This window comes from Neorhizobium turbinariae, assembly GCF_023223505.1.
In the GTDB taxonomy this organism is placed as follows: Bacteria; Pseudomonadota; Alphaproteobacteria; order Rhizobiales; family Rhizobiaceae; genus Neorhizobium; species Neorhizobium turbinariae.
The window spans coordinates 365,098-382,295 of record NZ_JALPRY010000001.1; the positions used below are offsets into that span (position 1 = coordinate 365,098).

Genomic DNA, 17,198 nt, shown 5'->3' on the forward strand with positions numbered 1-17,198 from the left:
GCGAGCCGCGACGACCGCTGGCTCCCAGAGAAAAGGCGCAAAGCTATGGCTCAATCCTACGACTTGATCGTTATCGGTGCCGGTCCGGGCGGCTACATTGCCGCAATCCGTGCAGCCCAGCTCGGCTTGAAGGTCGCCGTCGTCGAGCGCGAGCACCTGGCTGGCATCTGCTCCAACTGGGGCTGCATCCCGACCAAGGCGCTGCTGCGGTCCGCCGATGTGATGCACACGGCCAGCCACGCCAAGGACTACGGCCTGACGCTCGAAGGTTCGATCAAGCCGGACATCAAGGCGATCGTTGCACGCTCGCGCGGTATTGCGGCGCGCATGAACAACGGCGTCGGCTTCCTGTTCAAGAAGAACAAGATCGACATCATCTGGGGCGAGGCGAAGATCACCAAGCCCGGCGAGATCGTTGTCGGCAAGATCTCCAAGCCGATCGTCCAGCCGCAGGGCCCCGTGCCGAAGAACACGCTCGGCGAGGGTACCTACACCGCCAAGCATATCATCGTCGCAACCGGCGCTCGTCCACGTGCGCTGCCCGGGATCGAACCGGATGGCAAGCTGATCTGGACCTATTTCGAGGCGATGAAGCCGGACGAAATGCCGAAGTCGTTGCTCGTCATGGGCTCCGGCGCGATCGGCATCGAGTTTGCCAGCTTCTATCGCACCATGGGCGTCGATGTGACCGTGGTGGAAATCATGAGGCAGGTCATGCCTGTGGAAGATGCCGAGATTTCGGCCTTCGCTAAGAAGCAGTTTGACCGCCAGGGCATCAAGATCCACTTGGAAACCAAGGTGACCAAGGTGGAGAAGGGCGCCAGTTCCGTAACTGCCACCATCGAGAAGAAAGATGGCACGACCGAAAAGATCACCGCCGACCGGATGATCTCGGCTGTCGGTGTCCAGGCCAATATCGAAGGCATCGGGCTCGAGGCCGTCGGCGTCAAGACCGACCGCGGCTTCATCGTCATCGATGGCTATGGCAAGACGAGCGTGGACGGCATCTACGCGATCGGAGACGTTGCCGGCCCGCCGCTGCTCGCCCACAAGGCCGAGCACGAGGCGGTCATATGCGTCGAAAAAATTGCCGGCGTCCCGAACGTCCATCCGATGGACAAGCTGAAGATCCCGGGCTGCACTTATTGCAACCCGCAGGTCGCTTCGGTCGGTCTCACGGAGGCTAAGGCGAAGGATCAGGGTCGCGACATCCGTGTCGGCCGCTTCTCCTTTGCCGCCAACGGCAAGGCCGTGGCGCTTGGCGAGGACCAAGGGATGGTCAAGACGATCTTCGACAAGAAGACCGGCGAACTCCTCGGTGCGCATATGGTCGGTGCTGAAGTCACCGAACTCATCCAGGGCTTCGTCGTCGCCATGAACCTCGAGACGACGGAAGAAGACCTGATGCACACGATCTTCCCGCATCCGACGATTTCGGAGTCGATGAAGGAGAGCGTTCTCGATGCCTATGGCAAGGTCCTGAACGCCTGATCCTCGACAGTTTGCAGATGGGCAGGCGACTGCCCATATCTCTCGGACAAGCGGAAGGACGACACGCATGGAAGTGGGCTGGTTTGCGGCAATCATCATCGGCGGTTTGGCGGGATGGCTCGCCGGCAAGCTGATGGACATCCGCTTCGGCATCTTCATGAACATCGTGATCGGCATCGTGGGTGCCGTTATTGCCAATGCCATCTTCGAAAGCGCCGACATCCATGTCGCCAGCGGATGGCTGGGTTACCTCGTGCAGGGTTTCGTCGGCTCCTGCATTTTGTTATTTGTTGCCAAGCTCGTCAGGCGTTGACGAAGGAACCGCAGGCATGCGGTCGAAAGCAGGTTTTCGATGGTCACTATTCTCGACAGGACTGCTCTGAGTGATGAGAAGCGTGTCCGCCATCCGGAGAAGGCACACCGTCCCGACACGGAAGTGATGCACAAGCCGGAGTGGATTCGCGTCAAGGCACCCGTCTCCAAGGGCTACATGGAAACTCGGTCGATCGTGAAGGAGCACAAGCTCGTCACGGTCTGTGAAGAGGCCGGCTGCCCGAATATCGGCGAGTGCTGGGACAAGAAGCACGCCACCTTCATGATCATGGGCGAGATTTGCACCCGCGCCTGCGCATTCTGCAATGTCGCAACCGGTCGCCCGAATGCGCTCGATCTCGATGAGCCGGAAAATGTCGCCAAGGCCGTCAAGCAGATGGGCCTCGAGCACGTCGTCATCACCTCCGTCGACCGCGACGACCTGGAAGACGGGGGCGCCGAGCACTTCGAAAAGGTGATCTGGGCGATCCGCGCGGCGTCGCCGGACACGACGATCGAGATCCTCACTCCTGACTTCCTGAAGAAACCGGGCGCACTGGAACGCGTCGTGGCCGCCAAGCCGGACGTCTTCAACCACAACATGGAAACCGTGGCGGGCAACTACCTGACCGTTCGCCCGGGCGCCCGTTATTTCCACTCCATCCGCCTGCTGCAGCGGGTGAAGGAACTCGACCCCACCATGTTCACCAAGTCCGGCATCATGGTCGGCCTTGGCGAAGAGCGGAACGAAGTGCTGCAACTGATGGACGACCTGCGCACGGCGGACGTCGACTTCCTGACGATTGGCCAGTACCTGCAGCCGACCCGCAAGCACCACAAGGTCGAGAAGTTCGTGACGCCCGAGGAGTTCAAGTCCTACGAGACCGTGGCTTACTCAAAGGGCTTTCTGATGGTGTCCTCGAGCCCGCTCACCCGCTCGTCGCATCATGCGGGTGACGATTTCGCGCGCCTTCGCGCAGCGCGCGAGCAGAAGCTGATGGTCGCCGCTGAATAAGCGGCGATCCTTCTCTCTTTATTCCGCAGCCTCGTCCTTCGGGCGTTTTGCCTGCCCGCGCCGGCGCTCACGCAGCGTATAACGGTGGCCGCGAGCCTCTCCCTTTGCCATTTCGATCAGGTATGCGAGCATGGGTAGCTGGTTCATGTCAGCAAGCTGCTTGGCGGATTCCAGCAACTTGATCATCTGGGCGAAATCATCCATCTGCACGTCTTTCCGCTAGGAGGGAGGCGGTCACTCGATGCCGAACCCGTCGTTCAGCAAGCCCGGCGCACCGCACCCATCCTCATCGTTACAGTCCCGGAACACCATGACGTATTCTACTACCTGCGGTGCACGAAGGCGCCGCAGCATGGTCTTCGACAACCCGTATAATATTGTCTGGTTGCGAAGGAAATCCATGTCCGATCGTCCGGCGTTCCATGCCTTGATTTTCGTAGGCAGAGGTCGGAGCGGTCGCGTGGATATTCTGTCGCGGCTCCGCTCAACAGCTTGATATTGTGCGGAAGCGGGCTTAACTCACGGGCATGCCAAAGTTTGAGATCCGCCGTCCCGTGAAGCACAGTGCAGAGAAAATGTATGCACTGGTTGCCGATATTGAACGCTACCCGCAATTCCTGCCGCTGTGCGATGCGCTTTCGGTCCGCTCGCGCAAGGAGCGGGACGGCAAGACGCTTTTGCTGGCGGACATGACGGTCGGTTACAAGGCGATCCGCGAGACGTTCACGACCCAGGTGCTGCTCAATCCGGCGGAACAGGCGATCGACGTCAAATATATCGAGGGGCCGTTCAAGTATCTCGACAACCGGTGGCGATTTGAACCGGCGGCGGATGGGTCGCCAGACGCATGCGTCGTGCACTTCTATATCGACTACGAGTTCAAGAGCATGATTCTCGGTGCGCTCATGGGATCGATGTTCGATCGCGCTTTCCGGATGTTTGCCGAAGCGTTCGAGGCGAGAGCCGACAAGATCTACGCTTAGACCGCAGCCTCCACCAGCATATCCAGTGCCGTCTCAACGGTCGCGAGACGCACTTTGTCGCGGCCAATATCGCCGTAGCGCATCTCGCGATGCAGGATGGTTCCTGAGTGGTTTTTGGCAGCAAGGTGCACGAGGCCGACCGGCTTTTCTGCCGAACCGCCACCAGGCCCGGCGACACCCGTCACAGCGACGGCGACCGTCGCGCGCGAGCGGAGGAGCGCGCCGTGGACCATCTGCAACGCCGTCTCCTTTGACACCGCGCCATAAGCCTCAAGCGTGGCGGGGCTGACGCCGAGCATGTCGGCCTTGGCTTCATTGGTATAGGTGACGAAACCGCGATCAACGACGGCAGAGGAGCCCGGAACCTCAGTCAATACGCCGGCGATCAGCCCGCCGGTGCAGGATTCAGCGGTGGCAACCATCATGCCGCGGCTGGAGAAGCCGGCGATGATCTGTTCGGCCTTGCCGATGATCTCCGGAGGAAAGAGGCTCATTCGACACTCCTCCGGTAAACGACGGTTGCGGTGGCAATGGCGGCGATGCCCTCATTGCGACCCACAAAGCCCATCTTTTCGTTGGTGGTCGCTTTTACCGAACAGCAGTCGATCGTGATGCCCAGCGTATCGGCGAGATTCTTGCGCATCTGGTCACGGTGCGGCGCGATCTTGGGTGCTTCGGCGATGAGCGAGACATCGGCGTTGGTGATGACGCCGCCACGGTCGCGAACCAGCTTTGCCGCATGCTCAAGGAAGATGGTCGAGGCCGCGCCCCGCCACTGCATGTCCGTTGGCGGGAAGTGGTCGCCGATGTCGCCGGCGCCGCAGGTCGCGAGCAGGGCGTCAGTCAGCGCGTGGAGCGCCACATCGGCATCCGAGTGGCCGCTGAGCTTCAGGTGGTGTGGGATGAAGACGCCGCAGAGCGTGACGCCGTCGCCCGGCTCCAACTGGTGCACATCGTAGCCGTTGCCGGTGCGCACATCCGGAACGACAAATCGAGAGAGTTTTTCATCGGCCATGGCCATGTCGCGCTTTACTGTCAGTTTGATGTTGTCGACGGACCCTTCCGCCAGAGTAACAGGAAGGCCGGCCCATTCGGCGATCGATGCATCATCGGTGAAATCATGGCGGCCGCTTGCGGCGGCTTTCGCGTGAGCATCAAGGATATCGGAAAGCCGGAAGCTCTGCGGCGTCTGCGCCGCATACAGCCCAGTTCGCGAAACCGTCTCCTGTACAAGGCCATCATTTCCGCCGCGCTTCAGGGTGTCGGTAACGGGAATGACAGGAAGCACCGCGGGGGCGCCGCTGTCCAGCATCGTCGCGACCCGATCGAGAACCCAATGATCGATGAAGGGCCGCGCGGCGTCATGGATCATCACGTGCGTTGCGCTCGTTCCCGATAGTGCCTGCAGCCCTGCCAAGACCGACTGCTGGCGCGTCGCGCCGCCGAAGGTGACGATGATCCGCTGCGGGTCGTGGAGCCCGGACGTTGCATCATCATAAAGTGATCGATCCTCCGGGTGGATCACGACGACGATCGGCCCGCTGCGGGGCCAGGTCACGAACTGCTTCAGGGTGTGCGACAGCACCGGCCTGCCTCCGATCGGGCGGTACTGTTTCGGCCCTTCCTCAGCGGATCCGGCACGTTCTCCGCGCCCGGCCGCAACAATGACGATCCCGATGAGCATGTGGTCATTCGTCATGGCTTTGTTTGTCATGGCGTTGTCGCCCATGCGCCGCACCTGTTTCTCGATACTGGAGGATTGACAGGCGCAGAACTATAGAATGAAAGGCGGGTAATCCAGCCAGCAAGCTAAATATTGCGCATCTCCTGATTTGCTCTTGGCAAATGCAGTTGAGGTGAATAAAAATAGTGCAGTAGCATCATGTGCCCGAAAGATCATCATTTGCCGCTTCAGGATCTCTCCACGCCTTTCCGGATCGGGTCTGTCGACATCAGGAACCGTGTTGTCCTGGCGCCCATGTCGGGGGTCACCGACCTGCCGTTCAGGCAGATCGCCTGGCGGTTCGGTGCAGGCCTGGTCGTGACGGAGATGGTCGCCAGCCGGGAACTGGTGATGAACCGTGGTGAAACTTGGGCGCGGTTGAGGAGCACCGGCATCAACCCTCACATGGTGCAGCTTGCTGGGCGTGAAGCCCACTGGATGGGCGAAGCTGCCAAGATCTCGGCGGACAATGGCGCCGACGTCATCGACATCAACATGGGCTGTCCTGCCAAGAAGGTAACCGGCGGTTATTCGGGCTCCGCACTGATGCGCGACCCCGACCACGCGCTTACGCTGATCGAGGCAACGGTCAAGGCCGTTTCTGTGCCGGTGACGCTGAAGATGCGGCTCGGCTGGGACCAGAACTCGATCAACGCGCCGGAGATCGCCAAGCGTGCTGAAGACGCCGGCGTTCAGCTGATTACCATCCATGGCCGCACCCGGATGCAGTTCTATGAAGGCAGGGCGGATTGGGACGCCATTCGTGATGTGCGTGAGGTCATATCACTTCCCCTGATTGCCAACGGGGACGTCGAGACGCCTGAGGATGCGGCAGAGATCGTCCGTCGCTCCGGCGCCGACGCCGTGATGCTTGGCCGCGGCGCACAGGGCCGGCCTTGGCATGTCGGCCAACTTGCAGGCGAGCCGGGTCCGGCTACCAACGAGATCCCGGACCTCGTTTGCGAGCACTACGAGGCGATGCTGGAGCTTTACGGCCGCGAGCCGGGGCTGCGGCATGCCCGCAAGCATCTCGGCTGGTATCTCGACCGCTATGCGCCGTCACTTGCCGTGGAGGAAAAGGCAGCGATCATGATCTCGAAGGACCCGCAGGACGTCATGTCTCGAATGAGGTCGGCCTTCGCCGGTGAGGATGGCGAGAAGCAAAGGAAGGCCGCATGAGCAAGGCCGAAGGAGCCAACGGAGCTTTGGGTGCCGCGGTCGGCAATACGCTCGCCATGGCCGTTTTGAACTCTGTCCAGAATCCGGTGATCCTGGTCGATTCGGCCGGAAAGGTTGCCTTCGCCAATTGGGAAGCGGAATCCTTCTTCGGTGCGAGCGCCACCTATCTCGCCAAGAACGAGATCTCCACCTTCATCCCGTTCGGCAGCCCGCTTCTCGCACTGATCGACCAGGTGCGTGAGCGCAAGGCGCCGGTCAATGAATACCGGGTCGATCTGTCGTCTCCCCGTCTTGGCCAGGACAAGCTCGTCGACCTTTATGTCGCGCCGGTGGTGAGCGAATCTGGCTCGGTTGTCGTGGTCTTCCAGGAACGCTCCATGGCAGACAAGATCGACCGGCAGTTGACGCATCGTGCGGCAGCCCGTTCCGTCACCGGTCTTGCCTCCATGCTGGCGCATGAGATCAAGAACCCACTTTCCGGCATCCGTGGCGCCGCCCAACTTCTTGAAACGTCGGTGCCGGACGAGGACCGCGCCCTGACCCGTCTCATTTGCGATGAGACGGACCGTATCGTCTCGCTGGTCGACCGTATGGAAGTGTTCTCCGACGAGCGCCCCGTACAGCGCACGCCGCTCAACATCCATTCGGTGCTCGACCATGTAAAGGCGGTGGCAAAAGCGGGCTTCGGTCGCAACATCAAGATCTCGGAGATGTACGACCCGTCACTGCCGCCGGTTTTTGCCAATCGCGACCAGTTGGTGCAGGTCTTCCTGAATCTGGTGAAAAACGCAGCAGAAGCAGTGGGCGACCAGCCGGATGCGGAGATCATGCTGACGACGGCCTATCGTCCGGGGATCAAGCTCTCGGTCTCCGGTACGCGCGAAAAGATTTCGCTGCCGCTCGAATTCTGCGTCATCGACAACGGTCCGGGCGTGCCGGCGGATCTGCTGCCGCATCTCTTTGATCCCTTCATCACCACAAAGACGAACGGGTCCGGGTTGGGGCTTGCGCTGGTTGCCAAGATCATCGGCGCCCACGGTGGCATCGTTGAATGCGACAGCCAGGCCCGCCGCACGACATTCCGGGTGTTGATGCCCATGCACAAGGAAGAGGCGGCTGACGATCGCGCCTCGCATTCCACAGGAAGCTCGAAATGACTGCCACGATCCTTGTCGCCGATGACGACGCGGCGATCCGCACCGTTCTCAACCAGGCCCTGACGCGTGCCGGATACGAGGTGCGCATCACGTCCAATGCTGCCACGCTCTGGCGCTGGGTTTCGGCGGGCGAGGGCGATCTGGTGGTGACCGACGTCGTGATGCCGGACGAGAACGCCTTCGATCTGCTGCCGCGGATCAAGAAGGCCCGGCCGGAGCTTCCGGTGCTCGTCATGAGCGCGCAGAATACCTTCATGACCGCCATCAAGGCATCCGAGAAGGGTGCCTACGACTACCTGCCGAAGCCGTTCGACCTGACTGAACTCATCGCCATCATCGGACGCGCCCTGGCTGAGCCGAAGCGCAAGCCAGCACGGCTGGATGACGACACGCAGGACGGCATGCCGCTTGTCGGCCGTTCTGCTGCCATGCAGGAAATCTACCGCGTCCTGGCGCGCCTGATGCAGACGGACCTGACGCTGATGATTACCGGCGAGTCGGGCACCGGCAAGGAACTTGTCGCTCGCGCGCTGCACGACTACGGCAAGCGCCGCAACGGCCCCTTCGTGGCGATCAACATGGCCGCCATCCCGCGCGACCTGATCGAATCCGAACTCTTCGGCCACGAGAAGGGCGCCTTCACCGGCGCGCAAAGCCGCTCAACCGGTCGCTTCGAGCAGGCCGAGGGCGGTACCCTGTTCCTTGACGAGATTGGTGACATGCCGATGGACGCCCAGACGCGCCTGCTGCGCGTCCTGCAGCAGGGCGAATACACCACAGTTGGTGGCCGCACCCCGATCCGCACCGACGTCCGCATCGTTGCCGCCACCAACAAGGACCTGAAGCACCTCATCAACCAGGGCCTCTTCCGCGAAGACCTCTATTACCGCCTGAACGTTGTGCCGCTGCGCCTGCCGCCGCTGCGCGACCGGGCCGAAGACATCCCGGATCTCGTCCGTCACTTCATGCAGATGGCGGAAAAGGAAGGGCTTGACCACAAGCGGTTCGACAACGAAGCGCTGGACCTGATGAAGGCCTATGCCTGGCCGGGCAACGTGCGCGAGCTGGAAAACCTGATCCGCCGTCTGACCGCGCTTTATCCGCAGGATGTCATCACCCGCGAAATCATCGAGGCGGAGCTGCGCTCGGATGTGCCGGACAGCCCGATCGACAAGGTCAGCGCCCGCAGTGGATCGCTGACCATTGCCCAGGCAGTCGAAGAAAACATGCGCAGCTATTTTGCGAGCTTCGGCGACGGCCTGCCGCCGCCAGGTCTCTACGACCGGGTGCTCACCGAGATGGAGTATCCGCTGATCCTCGCCGCACTTACGGCGACGCGCGGCAACCAGATCAAGGCGGCTGATCTCCTGGGTCTCAACCGCAATACTCTGCGCAAGAAGATCCGCGAACTGGGCGTCTCCGTGTACCGCAGTTCACGCACAGCGTGATCTGAGGAATGTTCCAGCCTTCTTGACAGGACTCGCCGATCGTTGCATTTTCGCCACATTGCGTTGCTTAAACGCAACGCAATGCCGGTGGTGGAGTGGCGGTTCGCGACAGTGCTTCAAGTGCACTGACAGATCGCTGAGGTGGCTGTCGTTTTCCCGCCGGGCGGGCTGAAAACGATCTCCCGCGAGGGCTTGGGGATCGGAGTGATTTCGATGATGCATGGTGTGACAGCGCCGGCGACCGAAGATGACGTGTCGGGCGGCGAGGCAGGCGGGCAGGACGGTCGGGCGTCGTTTGCGCTTCCGGGTCTGCTGCTGGCTGGCGGCGCGCTCATCTGTGCCTCGCTTACGCTTTTTGTTCTGCTTGGCCTGACGCCGATCGCGCCGACGACCAACGTGGTCATTGCGTCCGCAGCTGTGAATTCCCTGTTCATTCTCGGGTTGGTGTACCTTATCGGTCGTGAGGTGGCGCGGCTGGTGCGAGCCCGCAACCGTGGCCGTGCGGCGGCCCGGCTGCATGTGCGCATCGTCGTGCTGTTCTCGATCGTGGCGATCACGCCGGCGGTTCTGGTCGCGATCTTCGCCAGCCTGACCTTGAATGTCGGGCTTGATCGCTGGTTTTCGCTGCGCACGCAATCGATCGTCCAGTCGTCGCAGGACGTGGCGCGGGCCTATATGCTGGAGAATGCCAGCTATTTGCAGGGCCAGACGGTTTCGATGTCGAACGACCTCGAACGTAACCGGGCGATGTTCTATCTCGATCGGACCGGCTTCATCGAATTGATGACGCGCCAGGCGCGCGGTCGCGGTATGCTCGGCGCCTTCCTGGTGCGCGAGGACGGCCAGGCGATCGTACAGGCTGATATCAAGACGGAGAAGCCGCTTCCCGCCATCCCGCAGGATGCGCTGCAATCTGCCGCTGCCGGGCAGCCGACACTAATCCCCCCGGGCGTGACCAACCTCGTTGGTGCCGTCATCAAGATGGATGCGGTGCCCGGCGCCTTCCTTTACACGATCCGCGCCGTCGACCCGAAGGTCATCGCCGCAATGCGGATGATGGAAGAAAACACCGCCGAGTATCAGGCGATGGAGGCGGGCCGGACCTCGTTGCAGATCGCCTTTGCCGTGCTTTACCTCGGTTTTGCACTAATCGTCCTGCTTGCGGCCATTTGGACGGCCATCGCGGTCGCTGACCGCATCGTGCGCCCGATCCGCCTCCTCATCAGCGCCGCTGACAGCGTGGCGACCGGTAATCTTAACGTCGTCGTACCGGTGAGGGCAGCCGATGGCGACGTCGGCAACCTGTCGCGCACCTTCAACAAGATGATTTCCGAGATCCGTGGCCAGCGCGATGAAATCCTTGAGGCGAAGGACGAGGTGGATGACCGTCGCCGCTTCATCGAGGCCGTGCTGTCGGGCGTCACCGCCGCCGTCATTGGCGTCGAGGAAGACCGGCGCATCACCATCGTCAATCCGACCGCCGAAGCCTTCCTGGGTGTACCGGCAGAGGAGCTTATCGGCGAGAAGTTGCAGGACGTGGCGCCGGAGATCGAGCAGGTGCTCACCGAAGCGCGGGCCCGTGCCCGCGGCGAGTTCCGCAAGCAGGTGAACCTGATGCGCGGCGGCAAGGAGCGGACGCTTTCGGTGCAGGTCACGCGCGAGGAGCAACGCTCGTCGCAGGATTCCTACGTCATCACGCTCGACGACATCACCGACCTGGTGATCGCACAACGCTCGACGGCCTGGGCGGATGTCGCGCGGCGTATTGCGCATGAAATCAAGAACCCGCTGACGCCGATCCAGCTGTCGGCAGAGCGCTTGAAGCGCCGCTATGGCAAGCATATTGCGGAAGACGACCGGGCGGTTTTCGACCAATGCACCGACACGATCGTTCGGCAGGTGGGCGACATCGGGCGCATGGTCGACGAGTTCTCCTCGTTTGCGCGGATGCCGAAGCCTTCCAAGGAAGAGGCTGACCTGCGGGATGTTGTCCGCGACGCCGTCTTCCTGCGCGAAATGGGGACGACCCACGTCGACTTCATCCGTGAACTTGGCGATGAGCCGCTGCGTGGCATGTTCGACGCGCGCATGCTTGGCCAGGCCTTTGGCAATCTCGTGAAGAACGCGGTGGAAGCCATCGAGGCGGTGCCGAGCGATCAGGAACGCGATGGGCGCAAGGTCAAGGTCCGCTCTTATCTTGACGCGAACCGCGACGCCTACGTTGTCGACATCATCGACAATGGCAGCGGCCTGCCGACGGAAAACCGGCACCGGATTCTGGAGCCCTATATGACGATGCGGGAGAAGGGCACCGGTCTCGGACTGGCGATCGTCAAGAAGATCATCGAAGAACATGGCGGGCAGTTGGAATTGCACGATGCTCCCGCCGATTTCGATCATGGCAAAGGCGCCATGATCAGGGTCGTGCTGCCGCGTCTCAACAAGGCGGCCGTCCCGGGCACGGACGATAATAACAAGGAACTGGCATATGGCGTCTGATATTCTGGTCGTGGATGACGAAGCCGATATTCGCGATATTGTATCCGGCATTCTTTCTGACGAAGGGCATGAAACCCGCACGGCCCACGACAGCGATAGCGCGTTGGCGTCGATTTCCGATCGCGTGCCGCGCCTCGTCTTCCTCGATATCTGGATGCAGGGCTCCAAGCTCGACGGGCTGGCGCTGCTGGATGAGATCAAGAGCCGCCATCCCGAACTGCCGGTGGTGATGATTTCCGGTCACGGCAATGTCGAGACCGCCGTTTCGGCCATCAAGCGTGGTGCGTTCGATTTCATCGAGAAGCCGTTCAAGGCAGACCGGCTGATTCTGATTGCCGAGCGTGCGCTCGAGAACTCCAAGCTGAAGCGCGAAGTGACCGAACTCAAGAAACGTACCGGCGATGCGGCCGAACTCGTCGGCACCTCGGTTGCCGTCTCCCAGCTTCGCCAGACGATCGACAAGGTGTCGCCGACCAACAGCCGCATCATGATCCTTGGGCCGTCAGGGTCGGGCAAGGAACTGGTCGCGCGGATGATCCACAAGCGCTCGGCCCGTTCGGGAGGGCCCTTCGTGGCGCTCAATGCCGCGACGATCACGCCGGACCGCATGGAAGTGGCCTTGTTCGGCACGGAAGGCGCACCCGGGCAGCCGCGCAAGATTGGCGCGCTGGAAGAAGCGCATCGCGGCATCCTTTACCTCGACGAGGTGGGTGAAATGCCGCGCGAGACTCAGAACAAGATCCTGCGGGTACTGGTGGACCAGCAGTTCGAGCGCGTGGGTGGGTCAAAGCGGGTGAAGGTCGACGTCCGCATCATCTCGTCGACGGCCTATAACCTCGAGAACCTGATCTCCGAAGGCTCGTTCCGAGAAGATCTCTACCATCGGCTCGCGGTGGTTCCGGTGAAGGTTCCTGCACTTGCAGAACGGCGCGAGGATATTCCGTTTCTGGTGGACATGTTCATGCGGCAGATTTCCGAGCAGGCCGGTATTCGCCCGCGTCGCATTGGTGAAGATGCCATGGCGGTCCTCCAGGCTCATGATTGGCCTGGCAACATCCGCCAACTGCGCAACAATATCGAGCGGCTGATGATTCTTGCCCGCACCGATGGTCCGGACACCCCGATTTCCGCCGATATGCTGCCGACCGATCTTGGCGACATGCTGCCAAAGGTGTCCACCAAGGGCGACTATCACATCATGACGCTGCCCTTGCGCGAGGCACGCGAAATGTTCGAGCGTGACTATCTCATTGCGCAGATCAACCGGTTTGGCGGCAACATCTCCCGCACCGCCGAATTCGTCGGCATGGAGCGGTCGGCGCTGCATCGCAAGCTGAAATCCCTGGGCGTCTGACCGCGAAAGTTTCTGTCGATGAAGGTGATCATTTGCGGCGCGGGGCAGGTCGGCTACGGCATCGCCGAAAGGCTTTCGCAGGAGGACAATGACGTCTCCGTCATCGACACGTCGCAGACGCTGATTGCGGCGATCACCGAAGCGCTCGATGTGAAGGGGTATGTCGGGCACGGCGCCCATCCGGACGTGCTGGAAAAGGCCGGCGCCGAAGACGCCGACATGATCATCGCCGTCACGCTCTTTGACGAGGTCAATATCGTCGCCTGCGAGGTGGCGCATGCGCTCTTTTCGGTGCCGACCAAGATCGCCCGCATTCGCGCCCAGAGCTACCTGCAGCCGGAATATGCCGATCTCTTCAGCCGGCAGAACATGTCGATCGACGTGACGATCTCTCCGGAGGTCGAAGTGGGCAAGATGGTGTTGCGGCGCATCTCCTTCCCCGGCGCGACGGACGTCATGCGTTTTGCTGACGACCAGATCGCCATGGTCGCGATCGAGTGCATGGAAGACTGCCCGGTCGTCTCGACGCCTTTGCACCAACTCTCCGACCTCTTTCCGGATCTCATGGCGACGGTGGTCGGGATCTACCGCGAGGGCTCACTGAAGGTGGCTCGCTCCGCCGACCAGTTGGAAGTGGGTGATCTGGCTTATGTCATCTGCCAGCGGGAACATGTTCGCCGCACGCTTGGCCTGTTCGGCCACGAGGAGCCGGAGGCGCGCCGCATCATCATCGCCGGTGGCGGCAATATTGGCCATTTCGTCGCGCGCACGATCGAGGAACACCAGCCGCGGACGCGGCTCAAGATCATCGAGAGCGATCGCGACAAGGCGATCACCATCTCTGAGACGCTGCGCAACACGATCGTGCTTCATGGATCGGCGCTCGACCAGAACATCCTGTCTCAGGCGGATATCCAGGAAACCGACCTGATCGTGATGTTGACCAACAACGACCAGATCAACATTCTAGGGGGCCTCCTGGCCAAGTCGCTGGGCTGCAAGTCGAACCTGGTGCTGATCAACTCCACCTCGTTCAACCAGATCACCCAGTCCGTTGGCATCGATGCGCAGATCAACCCGCGCGCGGTAACGATCTCCCGCGTGTTGCAGCACGTCCGCAAGGGGCGCATCCGCTCGGTTTATGCCGTGCAGCATGGCGCGGCCGAAATCATCGAGGCCGAGGCGCTGGAAACATCGCCTCTGGTCGGCAAGTCCTTCCGCGAGCTTCACCTGCCTGACGGCATCCGCGTTGGTGCGATCTTCCGCGACGGTGTCGTGATCCGCCCCGATGGGGCGACAAGAATCAAGGCGCGCGATCGGGTCGTCCTATTCGCCACGGCCGATGCGGTGCGTGACGTCGAACAGCTTTTCCGCGTCTCCATCCAATATTTCTAGTCGAGGTCCAAGATGTCCCGTATCGCTTATGTCAACGGTCGGTATCTCCCGCATTCGGACGCAGCCGTGCATATCGAGGATCGCGGCTTTCAGTTCGCGGACGGCGTTTATGAGGTTTGCGAGGTCCGCCAGGGCATGATTGTCGATCTCACCCGGCACCTGACGCGGCTTGATCGCTCGCTTAGCGAGTTGAGGATGGCGTCGCCGATGAGCCGCGCAGCACTGACCACGGTGATCCGCGAAGTGCTACGACGCAACCGTGTCCGCAACGGTCTGTTCTACCTGCAGATCACCCGCGGTGTTGCCCGGCGGGACCATTATTTCCCGTCGCAGGATACGCCGCTGACGGTGACGATCACCGCAAAGAGCACCGATCCGTCTATCATGACCAGGAAGTACGCCAACGGCATCAAGGTCATCACCGTGCCTGAGAATCGCTGGGACCGTGTCGACATCAAGACGGTGGGCCTGCTTCCGAATGTACTGGCCAAGCAGCAGGCGAAGGAAGCCGGCGCGCAGGACGCGATCTTCGTTGACCGCAACGGCATTGTGCTGGAAGGCGCGTCTTCGAACGTGTGGATAGTGACGGCGGATGGAGAACTGGTTACCAGACCCGCAGAATATGGCATCCTGAGAGGTATCACCCGAACAACTGCCCTCGATGTGACAGCCAAGCTTGGGTTGACCGTAGTGGAGCGGGATTTCAAGGTCGATGAGATGATGGCTGCGCGCGAGGTGTTTCTCACGTCTGCAACCGGCATTTGCGTGCCAATTGTGGAAATTGACGGAAAACCTGTTGCCAACGGCCACCCCGGCACAGCATCGTCGGCTATACGTGATGCCTTTTTCGACGTTGCGGAAAAGACAGCGATTTGATAACCAGACACAGGGGAAGGGAAACACGAGGGCGTTTCCCTGTTTTTCCTTTCATTTTTGATCAGAATCCGGTGTATCCGGCAAATAAGAAAGAAGCGGCGCCATGGCGGAACGTTCTCAAAACCTGCAGGATTTATTTCTCAATACTGTCCGCAAACAAAAGATTTCGCTGACGATATTCCTGATCAATGGCGTGAAGTTGACGGGCGTTGTTACGTCCTTTGACAACTTCTGCGTCCTTCTCCGCCGTGACGGACATTCCCAACTCGTGTATAAGCACGCGATCTCGACGATCATGCCGGGCCAGCCCATGCAGATGTTCGAGACGGAAGAAAACGCGGCTTAAGGACAGACAGTATTTCAAATCGCGATACCTCGAACGAATCCCTTGTCCCGGAAGCTGAAAAGCGCCGGGACGACATGCGCGCGGCCGTCATCGTGCCGGTGCTCAAGCAGGCAAAGCCGAGGGCAGGGCAGGTGGACGGCAGTGTCCCCGTGCCGCAGCGCTCCAATGAAGCGCGTCTTGAAGAAGCCGTTGGTCTTGCCAAGGCCATCGATCTCGAAATTGTCCAAGGGTTGATCGTGCCGGTGGCGCAGCCACGTCCGGCAACGCTCATGGGCACGGGCAAGATCGAGGAGATCAAGGCGTTGCTCGATGAGCATGACGCCGGTCTTGTCATCGTCGACCATCCACTCACACCTGTCCAGCAGCGCAATCTCGAGAAGGAATGGAACGCGAAGGTCATCGACCGGACCGGCCTGATCCTGGAAATCTTCGGCCGTCGTGCCTCCACCAAGGAAGGCACGCTGCAGGTCGATCTTGCGCATCTCAACTACCAGAAGGGCCGCCTTGTCCGCAGTTGGACGCACTTGGAGCGCCAGCGCGGTGGTGCGGGCTTCATGGGTGGTCCAGGCGAAACCCAGATCGAAGCCGACCGTCGCTTGCTGCAGGAGCGGATTGTTCGGCTGGAGCGCGAACTGGAGCAGGTGGTGCGAACCCGCCAGCTGCATCGCGCCAAGCGCCGCAAAGTTCCGCACCCGATCGTTGCGCTTGTCGGTTATACCAACGCCGGCAAGTCGACGCTATTCAACCGCATCACCGGTGCCGGCGTGCTGGCTGAAGACATGCTCTTCGCAACGCTTGATCCAACACTGCGCCGCATGAAGCTGCCGCATGGCCGCACCGTGATCCTGTCGGATACCGTCGGGTTCATCTCCGACCTGCCGACGCATCTGGTTGCCGCCTTCCGTGCTACGCTTGAAGAGGTTCTGGAAGCTGACCTCATCCTGCACGTGCGCGACATGTCGGATCCGGACAATGCGGCCCAGTCCGCTGACGTGATGCGTATCCTCGGCGATCTCGGGATCGACGAGAAGGAAAGTGCCGCGCGGCTCATCGAGGTCTGGAACAAGATCGACCAGCTTGAACCGGAAGCGCATGATGCCATGGCCGAGCGTGCCGCAGGGCGCGATAATGTCATGGCTGTGTCGGCGATCACTGGCGAGGGCATCGACCGGCTGATGGAGGAGATCTCCAAGCGCTTGTCCGGCGTTCTGGTCGAGACGACGATCGTGCTGCCGCCGGAAAAGCTCGCGCTGCTGTCGTGGATCTATGACAACGCCATGGTCGACGAACGCAGCGACAACGACGACGGTTCGGTGACGCTGGATGTGCGCCTGTCCGAGGCGCAGGCGGCGGAGCTTGAACGCAAGCTCGGCAACGGCGCCAAGCCGGAGCGCGAGGACTGGGAGCGCTAACCGGTAAC

At 61.2% G+C, this 17,198-nt stretch carries 17 protein-coding genes; 13 read left to right on the forward strand and 4 right to left on the reverse strand.

Translation table 11 applies throughout. The annotated features are described in order from the left end of the window. Positions 1-45 precede the first annotated feature (45 nt). The 3 genes from lpdA (at position 46) to lipA (ending at position 2,818) form a co-directional block, all read left to right on the forward strand. Positions 46-1,491: a dihydrolipoyl dehydrogenase gene (lpdA, locus tag M0654_RS01680; protein WP_248681548.1), complete on the forward strand. Its 1,446-nt coding sequence runs from the start codon at positions 46-48 to the stop codon at positions 1,489-1,491. Between the two features lie 67 nt (positions 1,492-1,558). Beyond that, on the forward strand, positions 1,559-1,804 hold the full coding sequence (locus M0654_RS01685; protein ID WP_118849906.1) for a GlsB/YeaQ/YmgE family stress response membrane protein: 246 nt from the start codon (positions 1,559-1,561) through the stop codon (positions 1,802-1,804). Between the two features lie 39 nt (positions 1,805-1,843). After that, positions 1,844-2,818: a lipoyl synthase gene (gene lipA / locus M0654_RS01690; RefSeq protein ID WP_248681549.1), complete on the forward strand. Its 975-nt coding sequence runs from the start codon at positions 1,844-1,846 to the stop codon at positions 2,816-2,818. A gap of 18 nt (positions 2,819-2,836) precedes the next feature. On the opposite strand, the gene M0654_RS01695 is transcribed toward lipA, so the two are convergent. Together M0654_RS01695 and M0654_RS01700 are read right to left on the reverse strand one after the other, a co-directional pair. After that, on the reverse strand, positions 2,837-3,022 hold the full coding sequence (locus M0654_RS01695) for a hypothetical protein (RefSeq protein WP_248681550.1): 186 nt from the start codon (positions 3,020-3,022) through the stop codon (positions 2,837-2,839). A gap of 30 nt (positions 3,023-3,052) precedes the next feature. Next, complete coding sequence (locus M0654_RS01700) at positions 3,053-3,220, reverse strand: hypothetical protein (RefSeq protein WP_248681551.1); 168 nt, start codon at positions 3,218-3,220, stop codon at positions 3,053-3,055. A gap of 125 nt (positions 3,221-3,345) precedes the next feature. Here M0654_RS01700 and M0654_RS01705 point away from each other — a divergent pair, with 125 nt between their 5' ends. Further along, on the forward strand, positions 3,346-3,801 hold the full coding sequence (locus tag M0654_RS01705; protein ID WP_248681552.1) for a type II toxin-antitoxin system RatA family toxin: 456 nt from the start codon (positions 3,346-3,348) through the stop codon (positions 3,799-3,801). Here M0654_RS01705 and M0654_RS01710 read toward each other — a convergent pair. Then, complete coding sequence (locus M0654_RS01710) at positions 3,798-4,295, reverse strand: CinA family protein (protein WP_248681553.1); 498 nt, start codon at positions 4,293-4,295, stop codon at positions 3,798-3,800. The two genes, M0654_RS01705 and M0654_RS01710, sit on opposite strands and share 4 nt — an antisense overlap. Then, a complete protein-coding gene (locus M0654_RS01715; protein WP_248681554.1) occupies positions 4,292-5,515 on the reverse strand; it encodes a bifunctional 2-C-methyl-D-erythritol 4-phosphate cytidylyltransferase/2-C-methyl-D-erythritol 2,4-cyclodiphosphate synthase in 1,224 nt (407 codons plus the stop codon). The genes M0654_RS01710 and M0654_RS01715 overlap by 4 nt, the downstream gene beginning before the upstream one ends. A 168-nt stretch (positions 5,516-5,683) precedes the next feature. Between M0654_RS01715 and dusB the strand changes: the two genes are divergently transcribed. From dusB to hflX, 9 genes are all read left to right on the forward strand, one after another. Next, entirely contained in the window at positions 5,684-6,703 is a 1,020-nt protein-coding gene (gene dusB, locus M0654_RS01720; protein WP_248681555.1) for a tRNA dihydrouridine synthase DusB, read from the forward strand. Continuing rightward, entirely contained in the window at positions 6,700-7,860 is a 1,161-nt protein-coding gene (locus tag M0654_RS01725; protein ID WP_248681556.1) for a two-component system sensor histidine kinase NtrB, read from the forward strand. The genes dusB and M0654_RS01725 overlap by 4 nt, the downstream gene beginning before the upstream one ends. Continuing rightward, positions 7,857-9,308, forward strand: a complete 1,452-nt coding sequence (ntrC, locus tag M0654_RS01730) for a nitrogen regulation protein NR(I) (RefSeq protein WP_248681557.1) — start codon at positions 7,857-7,859, stop codon at positions 9,306-9,308. The genes M0654_RS01725 and ntrC overlap by 4 nt, the downstream gene beginning before the upstream one ends. 216 nt (positions 9,309-9,524) lie before the next feature. Further along, positions 9,525-11,807, forward strand: a complete 2,283-nt coding sequence (locus M0654_RS01735; protein ID WP_248681626.1) for a sensor histidine kinase NtrY-like — start codon at positions 9,525-9,527, stop codon at positions 11,805-11,807. Next, positions 11,797-13,161: a nitrogen assimilation response regulator NtrX gene (ntrX, locus tag M0654_RS01740; protein WP_248681558.1), complete on the forward strand. Its 1,365-nt coding sequence runs from the start codon at positions 11,797-11,799 to the stop codon at positions 13,159-13,161. The genes M0654_RS01735 and ntrX overlap by 11 nt, the downstream gene beginning before the upstream one ends. 18 nt (positions 13,162-13,179) lie before the next feature. Then, positions 13,180-14,556 (forward strand): Trk system potassium transporter TrkA, encoded by a 1,377-nt coding sequence (trkA, locus tag M0654_RS01745; protein WP_248681559.1) that lies wholly within the window; start codon positions 13,180-13,182, stop codon positions 14,554-14,556. Positions 14,557-14,568: 12 nt separating this feature from the next. Next, entirely contained in the window at positions 14,569-15,432 is an 864-nt protein-coding gene (locus tag M0654_RS01750; protein WP_248681560.1) for a D-amino-acid transaminase, read from the forward strand. 103 nt (positions 15,433-15,535) lie between these two features. Then, the gene (gene hfq, locus M0654_RS01755; RefSeq protein WP_007757453.1) at positions 15,536-15,778 is read left to right on the forward strand and encodes an RNA chaperone Hfq; all 243 of its coding nucleotides are present in this window, start codon (positions 15,536-15,538) and stop codon (positions 15,776-15,778) included. A gap of 74 nt (positions 15,779-15,852) precedes the next feature. Continuing rightward, positions 15,853-17,190, forward strand: coding sequence for a GTPase HflX (gene hflX, locus M0654_RS01760; RefSeq protein WP_248681561.1), 1,338 nt, complete (start codon positions 15,853-15,855; stop codon positions 17,188-17,190). Positions 17,191-17,198: the final 8 nt, after the last annotated feature.

Coding starts and splice junctions, on each gene's coding strand:
- lpdA (WP_248681548.1), top strand. CDS start 46: ATGGCTCAATCCTACGACTTGATCGTTATCGGTGCCGGTCCGGGCGGC.
- M0654_RS01685 (WP_118849906.1), top strand. CDS start 1,559: ATGGAAGTGGGCTGGTTTGCGGCAATCATCATCGGCGGTTTGGCGGGA.
- lipA (WP_248681549.1), top strand. CDS start 1,844: ATGGTCACTATTCTCGACAGGACTGCTCTGAGTGATGAGAAGCGTGTC.
- M0654_RS01695 (WP_248681550.1), bottom strand. CDS start 3,022: ATGGATGATTTCGCCCAGATGATCAAGTTGCTGGAATCCGCCAAGCAG.
- M0654_RS01700 (WP_248681551.1), bottom strand. CDS start 3,220: ATGGATTTCCTTCGCAACCAGACAATATTATACGGGTTGTCGAAGACC.
- M0654_RS01705 (WP_248681552.1), top strand. CDS start 3,346: ATGCCAAAGTTTGAGATCCGCCGTCCCGTGAAGCACAGTGCAGAGAAA.
- M0654_RS01710 (WP_248681553.1), bottom strand. CDS start 4,295: ATGAGCCTCTTTCCTCCGGAGATCATCGGCAAGGCCGAACAGATCATC.
- M0654_RS01715 (WP_248681554.1), bottom strand. CDS start 5,515: ATGACAAACAAAGCCATGACGAATGACCACATGCTCATCGGGATCGTC.
- dusB (WP_248681555.1), top strand. CDS start 5,684: ATGTGCCCGAAAGATCATCATTTGCCGCTTCAGGATCTCTCCACGCCT.
- M0654_RS01725 (WP_248681556.1), top strand. CDS start 6,700: ATGAGCAAGGCCGAAGGAGCCAACGGAGCTTTGGGTGCCGCGGTCGGC.
- ntrC (WP_248681557.1), top strand. CDS start 7,857: ATGACTGCCACGATCCTTGTCGCCGATGACGACGCGGCGATCCGCACC.
- M0654_RS01735 (WP_248681626.1), top strand. CDS start 9,525: ATGCATGGTGTGACAGCGCCGGCGACCGAAGATGACGTGTCGGGCGGC.
- ntrX (WP_248681558.1), top strand. CDS start 11,797: ATGGCGTCTGATATTCTGGTCGTGGATGACGAAGCCGATATTCGCGAT.
- trkA (WP_248681559.1), top strand. CDS start 13,180: ATGAAGGTGATCATTTGCGGCGCGGGGCAGGTCGGCTACGGCATCGCC.
- M0654_RS01750 (WP_248681560.1), top strand. CDS start 14,569: ATGTCCCGTATCGCTTATGTCAACGGTCGGTATCTCCCGCATTCGGAC.
- hfq (WP_007757453.1), top strand. CDS start 15,536: ATGGCGGAACGTTCTCAAAACCTGCAGGATTTATTTCTCAATACTGTC.
- hflX (WP_248681561.1), top strand. CDS start 15,853: ATGCGCGCGGCCGTCATCGTGCCGGTGCTCAAGCAGGCAAAGCCGAGG.